The organism is Bacillus sp. GS3m_15504, from assembly GCF_055825275.1.
The window spans coordinates 166811-179398 of the sequence record NZ_JBVVNL010000002.1; the positions used below are offsets into that span (position 1 = coordinate 166811).

Annotated in this window: 10 protein-coding genes; 8 read left to right on the forward strand and 2 right to left on the reverse strand. The window is 30.0% G+C overall.

Annotation, left to right across the window (positions count from 1 at the left end; translation table 11 throughout):
• Positions 1–40: 40 nt before the first annotated feature.
• Positions 41–1291: an MDR family MFS transporter gene (locus AC0L0O_RS20265; protein WP_473785985.1), complete on the reverse strand. Its 1251-nt coding sequence runs from the start codon at positions 1289–1291 to the stop codon at positions 41–43.
• A 104-nt stretch (positions 1292–1395) separates the two neighbouring features.
• Between AC0L0O_RS20265 and AC0L0O_RS20270 the strand changes: the two genes are divergently transcribed.
• Positions 1396–3042 (forward strand): ABC transporter substrate-binding protein, encoded by a 1647-nt coding sequence (locus AC0L0O_RS20270; RefSeq protein WP_473785986.1) that lies wholly within the window; start codon positions 1396–1398, stop codon positions 3040–3042.
• A 197-nt stretch (positions 3043–3239) separates the two neighbouring features.
• Here the strand turns inward: AC0L0O_RS20270 and AC0L0O_RS20275 are convergent, their stop codons facing one another.
• On the reverse strand, positions 3240–4397 hold the full coding sequence (locus AC0L0O_RS20275) for a 1-deoxy-D-xylulose-5-phosphate reductoisomerase (RefSeq protein ID WP_001244590.1): 1158 nt from the start codon (positions 4395–4397) through the stop codon (positions 3240–3242).
• A gap of 217 nt (positions 4398–4614) precedes the next feature.
• Here AC0L0O_RS20275 and AC0L0O_RS20280 point away from each other — a divergent pair, with 217 nt between their 5' ends.
• From AC0L0O_RS20280 to AC0L0O_RS20310, 7 genes are all read left to right on the forward strand, one after another.
• Positions 4615–5850: a hypothetical protein gene (locus AC0L0O_RS20280; RefSeq protein ID WP_000253968.1), complete on the forward strand. Its 1236-nt coding sequence runs from the start codon at positions 4615–4617 to the stop codon at positions 5848–5850.
• A complete protein-coding gene (locus AC0L0O_RS20285; protein ID WP_473785987.1) occupies positions 5847–6635 on the forward strand; it encodes an AAC(3) family N-acetyltransferase in 789 nt (262 codons plus the stop codon). The genes AC0L0O_RS20280 and AC0L0O_RS20285 overlap by 4 nt, the downstream gene beginning before the upstream one ends.
• Before the next feature lie 156 nt (positions 6636–6791).
• Entirely contained in the window at positions 6792–8636 is a 1845-nt protein-coding gene (locus AC0L0O_RS20290) for an aminotransferase class I/II-fold pyridoxal phosphate-dependent enzyme (RefSeq protein ID WP_000806449.1), read from the forward strand.
• Positions 8637–8653: 17 nt separating this feature from the next.
• Complete coding sequence (locus AC0L0O_RS20295) at positions 8654–9688, forward strand: hypothetical protein (protein ID WP_000122810.1); 1035 nt, start codon at positions 8654–8656, stop codon at positions 9686–9688.
• A 42-nt stretch (positions 9689–9730) separates the two neighbouring features.
• Complete coding sequence (locus tag AC0L0O_RS20300; protein WP_000871113.1) at positions 9731–9982, forward strand: acyl carrier protein; 252 nt, start codon at positions 9731–9733, stop codon at positions 9980–9982.
• 10 nt (positions 9983–9992) lie between these two features.
• Positions 9993–11294 carry an aminoacyl--tRNA ligase-related protein gene (locus AC0L0O_RS20305; protein WP_473785988.1) on the forward strand — a complete coding sequence of 434 codons (1302 nt, stop codon included), beginning with the start codon at positions 9993–9995 and terminating at the stop codon, positions 11292–11294.
• Positions 11291–12538 (forward strand): ATP-grasp domain-containing protein, encoded by a 1248-nt coding sequence (locus AC0L0O_RS20310; RefSeq protein WP_000823386.1) that lies wholly within the window; start codon positions 11291–11293, stop codon positions 12536–12538. Before AC0L0O_RS20305 ends, AC0L0O_RS20310 begins: the two co-directional genes overlap by 4 nt.
• Positions 12539–12588 lie beyond the last annotated feature (50 nt).

A 12588-nucleotide genomic window follows, 5' to 3' on the forward strand; every position in this document is an offset into this window, starting at 1 on the left:
TTACTTGCAATTTTTTGTGCAAGAACCTCTTTTATCGTTATCATGATATTTTATTTAATGCTTTTTGGGGTTGAATTTTATCTCTAACAAATAATCCTGTGTATAAAAGAAGTGCACCAATGAAAATGATGACACCAATATAAACGGACATAATAGTTGGATTTAAGAAAGCACCAATTATTATAGAAACTCTGGCAACTAATTCAGCACCTGTATAAGATAGACCAGCAAATGCAGAATAAGAACCTCTTTTATTATCAGGAATCATGTTGGCTTGTTCAGCATTTCTAATAGGTGAATAGATAAGCTCACCAACTGTGGCAATAAAATTAAAAATCAATAGTACGTACCATGTATTTGCAGAAGTAACAATTATATAACCTATTCCGTAAAGTGAAAGACCTAATAGTAAGGCGTTTTTTCCACTTAAACGATCAGTGAAATTTTTAAAAAGAAATGTCAGAAATACTACTAAAAGCATGTTTTCAATATTGAGAATACTCAACATCCTTACTCCAGCTATTTCAAAACCTCCAAGCATGACTGTTTCGAATGTTTCTGAGAGTCGTATACCAATATAGCTATTTAAAGAAAATTCAGCGGCAAATATAAGTGTAGATCCTATTACAACTTTTACAAATGCTAAATCTTGAATTGCAATCTTATAATTTTGAAGTAGATCTAAAAATATATTTTCATGTTTAGTTTCTAGAAAATTAGTAAACTCATCGACTAACTTCAATTTATAGGCAATTGGTATAATAGCGGAAATTAAAGTTAATGACACAAACAATTCTTTTTGATGGTTCATGTATAAAAGTCCACCTAGTGCAGCACCGAGTGCCATAGCAAGGTTCATAAGCCAATAGTCAACTGTATAAATAGCTTTCCGGTTTTCTGGTGTAGTGGAGTCGATTATGATGGCTTGCATGGCTGGACGACCAAGACTGCTAGAGATAATAAATCCTATATAAGCAATAGCAAACAGCCATATTATCTTATCTTTTGGATATAGACTTAAAGTCATAAATAAAAACATTAAAGTGCTTAAAGTGGAAGTTAATAATAATATTCTCTTTCGTGAAAACCGGTCTGATATATAACCTCCAATTAAACTTACCAAAAAGCCTATGAAAACTGTCAAAATTAAAAATAATCCTGCCCATACTTTATCTTTTTCTTGGGCAAAAAATAATGCCATAAAGGGCATGGCTGCTGATGTAACAGCACGATTAAAAAATGATGTAATTAAGCGTACCTTTATATTTTGTTCGTAGTCTTTCCATCCCATATTGTTCCCTCCTCTTGTCTAGGTTATATTAAACTAGACTTAGAAAAATAAAAATAGACATTTTGGTATGAATATGTCTATTTTTTATGTGAGGGGAATAGAAAGTGGATAGAAATTTATTAAGTTTATGGAATTCGTTTCAGTCAGGTAATGTAAAAATAAAAGATTTAGCAGAATTCTTTAATCTAAGTACAAAGCAAACAGTTCGTTATCTAAACAAATGGATGGAGGACGGATGGCTAGTATTTACTTCTGGAAAAGGAAGAGGGAATATGTCTAAACTTCAGTGGCTAAAAAATGTGGAAGAAATATATGAAAAACAGGTTATGGAAATTTTAGATAAACAACAAGTTGAAAAGAGTAGTAGCTATTTATTATACGAATGGTCTCCAAACAGTAAATTACGTTTGATGAATAAATTTTATTCAAAATTTGGTTATATAAATACTTTAAATGATAAATTAATTATTCCACGAAGAAAGCCATTTCTGACAGTTCATCCCTTAGAAGCGATTGATGTAGAAAGTGCATATATTGTTGCAAATGTTTATAACAGACTTGTTAATATTGACGAACAGGGGAACATATTTCCTGAGTTAGCTCATAGTTGGGATATAACCGCCACCAGGCTTAGGTTATATTTACGAAAATCTATTAAGTTTCATGATGGCTCTATCTTAACTGCTGCTGATATAAAGCGTTGTCTTTGTTCAATTCAAGAACAGCGAAGGTATAAAGAATTGTGGAAGCCTATAAGTAGAATAGATGATGTATCTCCATTAGTTATCGATATACACTATCCAGATGGCTGTAGCTACTGTTTGCAACTGTTAGGTCTAATAAATTCAAGTATTTATAAAGAAAACAACAGTCAAATAATTGGAACAGGTGGGTTTTATATAGGAGAAAATAATCAAGAAAAGACGGAGTTAATAGCATTCGATGATTATTTCCAGGAAAGGCCATTACTTGATGTAGTTGAATTTATTCAAGTTCCTTCAGGTCTTGATACTATTTATCGCTCTTCCGAGAAATATGAGGAAGACTCTATCTTTCATGTAGAGAGGAATTATGGTGTTGGTGTTGTAATTATAAATGCTTGGCGGGATTCAATTATTCAAAAAAAAGAAGTTCGTGATTATTTACATTATATAATTGCGCAAAATCGTAATACTATTAGTGAATTTGATTGTCGAAAAATTCCGAATCATAAAGGGTGTCTAAAAAACGCAGATTATCAAACCAGAATGCAGAAAATTGAACGCCCAAAATTTGAGGCACCAATTATTATAAAAGCCACTCAGTATACTGAAAAAACAACAAGATGGTTAGTGAGCATCTTCGAAAGGGAAAATATCCCGTTTTTAATTAAATGGGTTTCTTTTGAGCAATATCTTAAAGACAAAAGACTTAATGAACAGGTTGATTTATATATTTACGGTGAAGTTTTTGAGATAAATGAGGATATGTCATTTTATCATTTTCTTATCTCAAGTACTTCTCCTCTGAATAAAATAATCAAAAAAAATAAGATATTTAAAAGTTATTTAGATAGATATGTGTATACCGATTTTATAGAATGGAAGAATTTAAATATAGCATTTGAAAAGGAGTTAATAGAATCTTCGGTTTTAATTCCGTTATACTATGATAAACGCCGAATTCCATTTTCATCAGATTTAATGAATGTTGAGATGAAACATTTTGGGGATTTGGATTTTTCGAAACTGTGGGTCAGACCTCTCATTTGAGTTGCATACAATCAGGATAAAAAATTCATTCATTTAGATAGATGAATTTTTTATCGAAGGGAATAGTTGAAAATATACTTCTTTTGAATAAATAAAGGATTTACAGATAAAGGATATTAATGATACAAAAACAGGCTTTCCAAATGGAATAGCCTGTTTTTGTATCATTAACTAGTTTATAAAAAATATTAGGTAGTTCATTTAATCCTTAAAGGAGTACTTAGTTTAAGAGCCTCTTGTCTTGCCCAATTATCATAATCAAGTATTTGATTTAAATCTGGATTGGCAATAACGTCATGTTTGGACATAACATTATAGAGTATTTTTTCAATATCCAAAAATTTAATAATATCTTCTCGGTATAGTTTATTTACTATCTCATTAGCTGCATTGAGTACAGCTGGCATAGTTCCTCCTATTTTACCAGCATCATACGCTAACTTTAAACATGGAAATTTTTCTAAATTAGGTTCTTCGAAATGAAGTGCCCTAATTTCACTTAACTTTAATTTGTGATAATCACTTTTTAGTCTGTTAGGATATGTAAATGAATATTGAATAGGAGTTTTCATATCTGGTTGACCTAATTGAGCCATAATTGAACCATCTTGGAATTCAACCATAGAATGAATAATACTTTCTTTATGAACTAAAACTTGTATTTTTTCATAAGGAATGTTAAATAACCAATGGGCTTCGATTACTTCCAATCCTTTATTCATTAAAGTTGCACTATCGATTGTTAGTTTGGCACCCATTTGCCAATTAGGATGTTTTAAAGCTTCTGAAGCTTTTAAATTTATCATTTCTGCTCTACTTTTATCCCTAAATGCTCCACCAGAAGCAGTAATAATTAAATTTGAAATTTCTTTTTCATTTTCTCCATTTAGACATTGGAAGATAGCGGAGTGTTCGCTATCAACAGGAATTAACTTTCGCTTATACTTTTCAGCCGTTGCAGTAACAATATGACCAGCTGCTACTAATGTTTCTTTATTTGCAATAGCAATATCTTTTCCGTTTTTTAAGGCTTCAATTGTTGGTAATATACCTATTGAACCAACTACAGCACTTAAAACTAAATCAGCTTTTGAATATGCAGCAACTTCTATTAAACCTGGTTGTCCATGAGTAATAGATAAACTAGGGAATCTGTATTTTAATGTTTTTGCGTCACTTTCAGAGCCAATAGAAATAATTTCTGGTTTGAATTCCTCTATTTGTTTACTAAATAACTCTATATTACTGAAAGCGGACATGCCAACAACCCTAAATTTATCCGGATTATTTCGAATTACCTCAAGGGCAGATGTACCAATAGATCCAGTAGAACCTAAAATAACTATATTTCTCATTAAAATCACCTCAATAACATTATACACTAATGATATTGAAGATTTAAAAAAATGCAAATTTGCATTTGACATTATTTAAAACGTTTGCAATAATTGGCATTGTTAATTTTTTGTAAAATTTATTAAAATTTTGTAAATTAAGTTTTAAAAGGAGTGAGTTACTATTAAGAAGTATAAATTAGTTGTATGTGGTGGTGGTCCTGCTGGAATCTCGCCATTGGTTTCTTTAGAAGAGAAAGGATTACTAAATAGTTTACTAGATGAAGGATTATGTATTATAGAATCTTCAGTTAAAATTGGGAGTGGATCTATAGAGAAATATCAAATCACTGCCAATTCGTTAGGAAAAATTTTCTTTGAAATTTTTGAGAATCATAATAGTGATTTATTTAGATTTCTTGAAAATAAGAAAAGTTATCAGGAATTATTGAAATTTTATGATGAGGCTCCGCCACTTCCGTTAGTCGGGGAGTTTTTGGGTGATATTGGAAGCTATATATCTAGAAAAGTGGAGTCTAATTCCAATTGTGAAGTTCTCAAAATGACTAAAGTGACTAGTATTCAACTGCGTAAGGATGGACTTTACGAAGTAAATTATGCGCCTGTTTTTTATCCAAAAGAAAGTCAGAAAATAATTGCTGAAAAAGTTTTATATAATGTTGGTGGTATGCAACCTCAGTTATCATCAATGTTAGATAACATCGATGATAGAAAGATAGTTTACTCTGAAGATTTTATTCAAGGAATATTTGACCGTAAGCTAGAGGGGTTATTGTCAAGTAATTCGGAAGGAATTAACATCTCAATTATTGGGAATTCACATAGTGCCTTTTCTACATTGTATCGTCTGAAAAATCAGTTTGGATTATTAAATAATAAAAAAGTCAAAATCAATATGTTATATAGATCACCATTAAGGCTATTTTATAACTCAGTTCAAGAAGCAATAGCAGATGGTTATTCATTTAGTGATGAAGATATTTGTCCAAGCAGTAATCGTGTAAACCGTTATTCAGGATTAAGATATGATTCTTTTAAATTAGTAAAAGAAATTCTAAATGGTACTTTTAACAACTTTTTCTTCAGAAAAGCTAATTCTGTATCTAAGGAAGAACTGAGTAATTCAGATTTAATCATTGTATGTACAGGGTATAGAAGTCATAAAATTAATCTGTTAGATGACGATAATAGCCCATTAGAATTTTTGTATGAGCACGATTTTATTAAGATGAATGAATCTTGCAATCCATTATTGAGCGATGGAAGAGAACTGAAGAATTTTTATCAATACGGGCTTGGAGCAGGTTTAAACACTGGTGGAAAAAACTTTGGAGAAACTTCATATAAAGGGAAGATTGATGGTGTATGGGTTTATCAGCACTTAATTCCAGAGCGGATTTTTGGCAAAGAATTTTTAGAGAGTAATATCGTGAAAAGTGGAGAAACAGTATGACTTTACAGCAAAAAGTTAAGATGGAAAGTAGTCATGAGAGTGCCGTTATATCCAAAAAGTTAATGGATGCAATACTACCTCTAATAAAAGATGAAGAGATTATTATTATTCATTCAGCTTTATCTAAATTAGGATTTGAAAAAAGTTCAAACTACTTAAAAGGATTAATGGACTTTTTAGAACAGCTTATTGAAATGAATAAAACTGTATTACTTCCTAGTTTTACTTTTTCTTTTCCGAAAAGAAAAAAGTATCATTACCTTGATCCATCTGAGACGGGTAAATTAGCTGATTTCGCTCAAGAATATTTAAATTTTGAAAGAACAAAAAATCCAATGTTTTCTTTTGTATTAGAGGGACCGAGAAAAAAAAGATTTCTCGCTACTCGAACAAATTCAGGATATGGTGATAAAACTGCTGTTTCAGAGCTTGCTTCTAAAGAGGTTGCGGTTGTTATGCTTGGAGCAGGGTGGGACAGTTGTACAGTCATTCATTCTGTTGAAGAAAGACAAAATGTGCCGTATCGTATTTACACGAATTGGAATTATCCAGTGGACTTTGGTAATGGGCTAGAAAATCACAATTTTCAAGCTTTTGTAAGAGACCGTAACTATAATACGGAGTTAAATTTTAAAAGAATACGTGAAGTGCTTATAAAAGAAAAAAAGCTTCGTCAATCTAGGCTGAATCATATAACTTTGGAGGCAGCTAATGGTCAGGTGATTAGTGAATTAGCTAGTCAGATGATAAAGGAAGACCCTTATTATTTTGTATCATTTAACTAACACTTCCACCTTCTAAAGTGTCAGACTAACTAAAGTTAAGTATAGATTTTCTCGTATCAAAAAATCTGTAATGATAGGTTAATTTAAAATTTTGTGAGGGTAATATTTTTAAAATTTCAATTTTACAGAATTAATATAAATAAGGGGAGTCGTTATATGAAACAGGCAGTTTTATTATGTGCTGGTAGAGGGAGTAGAATGGGGTCTCTTACTGATGAAAGACCTAAACCACTTATATCTATAAATGGTACTTCAATCATAGAGAATACCGTGCAACAATTAATTAGCGCAAACTATACATCAATTGTGATAGTTGTAGGGTATAAAGCGGATATGATTAAACAAACATTAAGACGTTTTGAAGAAGAAATTCAAATTATATATATATTTAATGAGCAGTGGGAGTCTACAAATAATATTTATTCTTTATGGTTAACTAAAGAGCATTTAAAAGGGGAGTTTACATTATTAGAAGCAGATATATATTTTAATAGCTCGGTTTTACAAGCACTTTCAGAGCTTCCTGCTGAAAATAATTATGTATTAGTTTCACCATTAAACTCGTTAATGGAGGGTACTTTTGTAGAAGTTAATGAAAGCGGTATTATATGTAAGTTTAATAGTACAAAGTCTCCTAAGTTTTATCATTCAGAAAATCAATTAAAGACACTTAATATTTACAGATTTAATTCGGATTTTGCTAATCTGTTAACGAATATGTTGGAAGAAGAAATTGAAATAGGTAATACACAAATTTATTATGAAGAAATCTTTAAAAAATTAGTAACTCATGAAAATGTTACATACCATTCAGTAGTAGTTCCAGCTGATACATGGTATGAAATGGATAATAGATATGATTTAAGTATAGGTGAGTTTCAATTTTCTGAAAAAAGGCATGATCTTCTAAAGAAACAACATGGTGGTTATTGGAGATATCCAATAACGGATTATGCGCTGATTTATAATTTTCATTTTCCTCCTCAAGAATTAAAAAGAAGAATGCAACAAAGGTTTGATGATCTTTTATTAAACTATCCATCATGTTCAAGTTATATAGAAAACCATTTAGCGGAATTTTTGCAATTTCCATCAGAAAGATTGGTTTTAGCGAATGGTGTTTCTGAAATAATAAAAATTCTTCCACAAATTATTAGTGGGCCTATAGTTTTAATAGAACCATCATTTAATGAATATGCGAACTGTTTTGAATCTAGAGCTAAGAAGTTTTTAGTTAGAGAGGAAGAGGACTTTGAAATTAACTTCCAACGTTTAATAGAGTTTGTTCATGAACAAAAAGCTGAAGCAATTGTAATTGTTTCACCTGACAATCCAACAGGGAAATTGCATAGCAAAAGAGACTTATTAAAGTTATATAAAGAAACGGAAGAGTTGCAATTAAACATTATTATTGATGAATCATTTATTGATTTTTCTAGCAAAGCAGAAGAAGAAAGCTTTCTTCATAATTTAATAAATTATCCAAGGTTGACGGTTTTAAAAAGCATGAGTAAAACTTTTGGAATAGGTGGATTGCGTTTAGGCTATGCAGCTAGCTATAATACGGATTTCTTAAATGATTTAAGTAATGCAATTCCAATATGGAATATAAATGGCTTTGCAGAAGAATTTATACTTAATTTACCTGCTTACAATGAGAGTTATAAAGAGAGTTGTTTAAAGGTTAGAGAAGATACTGATGAACTTTTTAATCAATTATCAAAGATAAATGGATTAAAAGTATTTACTACAGAGTCCAACTTCATTTTATGTAAAATTTTAGATAGTAATTTGACTGCAGATCAATTGGCAAGTTGGTTATTAGAAAAGTTCAACATTTATATTAAAGAATGTTCAGGGAAAACAATGTATCAATCAGAACTATACTTTCGAGTTAGCTCTCGTACACAACAGGAAAATAAATATTTAGTAAATGCTATCTCCACTTGTTTAAGTAAAGCGTTAAAAGAACATCAGACTAAAGAATTAGTACAAATTTAGACTATAGGAGTGTAATTATGAGCTATGTAAAAACATTTGAAAGTTCAAGTTTAACTAAAGAAGAGTATCAACATGCACTTGGATACTTATGTATTGAAAGAAATTACTATTATATTTTTACTAAACACTATAACCTTAAAACATTTCCTTTGTTTTATTTAGATCGTTTTATTGGTTGGAAATTTGCAGGGGGATCACAACCTTTGCTGAGTGTATACGATGGATTTGGAGAAATGCTGGATAAGTATGTAAGACGTGAAGAAATGTTTTCGCTAGAAAATTTTAAAAATGTTTTACTAAATTTATTTCAAGATGAAAAGAAAATGTTAGTCAATTTTTGGACTAAAAATAAAATGGGTATTCCTTTTGTAACTTCATTAATGTTAGAAGGAATGGATGAAGGTGACACGGTATTTTTTACTAAGATAAATGAAGATAATAATGCAATATGTTCTCCCATAAAATATAGTGAATTAGTTGAAAATATTGATATTGAAATTCCTAATGAAATAGAGTTAACCATTATTGATAAAGCTCCTATTATTCGAGAATTAGCTAATATGAATCCTTATAATGCATTTCAATTTATATTTAAGGAGATATATGGTTATTCAATAATTAAGGGTGAATTATATAAGAGAAATGAAAAAATTAGTTTAAAAACTGATGGAGTAAAAGAACTTATCAATTACTTCAAGGGGGCATATACAGAATTAGTACAAGATGGTGCGATTTCAAAACCAAATCAGTTTAAATTAAACAAACATATCCATAATCGTTTCCAGCCTATTCAATATTATTTAGGGTATCTTTTAAAAACAGATGAGCTATCTACGAAGATGAGTAGTGGTTTAAAAGAACAAATTCAAATAGAAATTGAAAATATGGAAAAAGCACTAAATACAGTATTAAAATTTGCTAGCCTTTTTGTAATCAAACCTACAACTGCAAATTTTGATTTATATTTAAACGCACTAAATGGATTACAAGATACAATTCCTAGTTATCAAAATATTCAACTAGATATTATTAAAGAGTTAGTTACTGAGTGAAGGTCTATAAAAGAAAATAGATAAGACTTTGGAGGAATTAAAATGAAATGGATTGATACTTTATTTAAAAATTTATTACCAGCTACTACTATTGAGGAGATTAAACTAGATTTTGATTCTGTTAAAGATACTCCTCTTACTCAACTTGGCTTAGACTCTTTATCGATTATGGGATTAGTTATGCGATTAGAAGATGAATTTGACTTTAGCATTGATTATGAAACATTTGATATCAAAAGTATTGAAACGTTGTCAAAAATACAAAGTTTATTAAAATCTGCTTCTTTAAATTGAGGTGTAAGTCTTGAAGATTAATATTGAAAGAAAAATAAGTAAAAGGTTTATAAAAGAGAGTATTATAAATCAAATAAAATATTACTTTCCAGAGGTTAAAGAAATTCAGTTTAAAGATTTATTTATTGAAGTTTTCTTTAATGATAAGGTAACAGATGATATTGAGAAAAATGTAAAACAAGAAGTCGAAAAGATAATGAAAAAGCTCAGAATGGTAGAAAGACTGGGATCACAAAAAATTATATATAATTCTTCAAATACTTCAGAGAAAATCGACGTGATTTATGAAATGAAAGCGTTGAGTAGGAAATTCGTTAAAGCTTCTGAAGAGTTGTTGGAATTTTTAAGAAAAGAAAGCTTAAAAGAAAGTAGAAACTGCATTGTAGGAAACAATTCTTCTATTCAAAAAGGAATAAATGTTTATAGAAATACAAGTGCTACCATGATGGATGGATTGAATCTTTTCTTTAAACGTTATTTTGAACTAGAGTTTCAGGCGCAAGATATTAAAATACCATCAATGATTTCATCAGAAATTGTTGACAAAGCAGGATATTTTGATACAGCATGTCAGCATCTTAGCTTTGTTGCTCCATTGAATAATAGTCCTGATAAATTTAATAACTTTTTATCTTATTGGGAATCAGCAAAAGCGAGAGATAATTATAAGGGTTTACATGGGTTTTTAAAAGAACCCAAAGATGTATTGAACCCGGCACTTTGTTTACATTGTTATCCACTATTACAAGATGTAAACATTGAAAATGATGATTTGATAGCTCTTACTGTATTTGGAAGTTGTTTCCGAGATGAATCAGGTAATTTAAATAATGGCGAGCGACTAAGAGAATTTTCAATGCGAGAGGGAGTTTTCCTTGGGAATGATATGAGGCTTAAAGAGGTTCATGTTCAGTTGGTTAATTTTTATATTTGGTTTGGTAAATTATTTGATTTTAAATTTACTATTGAACATGCTCATGACATTTTCTTTAATGAGCATGCAGATAAGCAATTATTCTCACAACTAGTTTCTGATAATAAGTTAGAGTTGGTTTGTCATGATGAGAATCATAATAAAAGTTATTCAGTTGCTTCAATAAATAAACACCAGAATCATTTTTCTTCACGTTTTAACTTATGTGATTCGCAAGAAGAAGTGCTGTCTACTATGTGTATTGGATTTGGTTTTAATAGAATAATTTATGCACTGGAAACTCAATTACAACGACCATTAACTGAATTAGTAAACGAGTTAGAAGGGCGTTTGTCTATAATGAAAAAAAACATGCAGGATGGAGTGCTGATATCGTGAAGCGGAAAATTGTTTGTATTGAGAGTCCTGACTTTATGATTCTTTCTCTAAATAAGATTGCTAAAGAGAAAGGAGATGAGGTGTTTTTATTAACAAGTGATAAGACAAGGTTAAAAGACGATCATACCTTTCACGTGGATGTTCGTGAAGATCTTGAAAAAGTTTGTGAGATTATTAAAAATCAAATAGGTACACCTGACGCAATTATTACATCTCAAGAAATGTTCCTAACTCAGACGGCATTAATTGCTAATGAATTTGGTTTATTAAAAGATTCTTTAGCAGATATTGAACAATATAGAGATAAATCTTGTATGAAAGAAATTTGGATAAAGAAGGGTGTACAAACACCTATCGGTAAATTTTATAAATCATTTAAAGAAATTGAGAAAGAGATAAATAATTTTAATTATCCAGTTATAATCAAACCGTCTTCAGGATACGCTAGCTGTGGGGTTAAAAAAATAAGTTCAAGTAGCGAAATGAAGGAACAGATTAGAAAAATATTCTTAATAAATACTACGGTAGTTGCAAAAGAAAATCTGAAAAATCCCGGTATCTTAATAGAAGATTATATTGATGGGGAAGAGTATTCTATTGATACAATTTGGTACAATGGGGAACCAATTTGCTCAGGAATATTATCAAAGGGAAATGCAAAGGGGCCATATTTTCCAGACAGGCTGTATATGTATGATTCATTATTAGCTCCTGAAATAAAAGAAAAAATAGAAAATTTATCTTATAAAGCAGTAAGGGCACTAGGTCTTAAATTTGGATCTACACATACTGAAATACGATTTAAAGGCGAGGAACCTTATGTAATTGAGACAACTAGTAGACCAGGCGCAGGTGGGGTTTTCTTTGATTTGTTTCATATGGCAAAGGGAATTAACTTCTATGAAGTCTACTATGCAGCATTAATTAGTAATGATGTTAATTACTTAAATTTTGTAAAGAATCTGGATGAACCAAATAATAAAACTGCTAATTATTTTTGGTACAATATTCCTCATAAAGGCGATGGAATTATAAAACAAATACAAGGAATCGAAGAAATAAAAGCAAGAAAAGAGATTTTATCGTTATTATGCTATAAAAAAGAGGGATCATCTTTATATAAAGATGATTTGAATATGGATTACTTTTGCTCAGTTGTAGGCGTTCTTAATAATGATTCTGAAAAAACTATTAATCAATTAATGGGAGAATATGATTCATTATTAGAAGTTGTGTATCGTTAAAATCCTTGATAAGAATTTTACTAATTGTTGATAAAGTTACTTATTTTGTG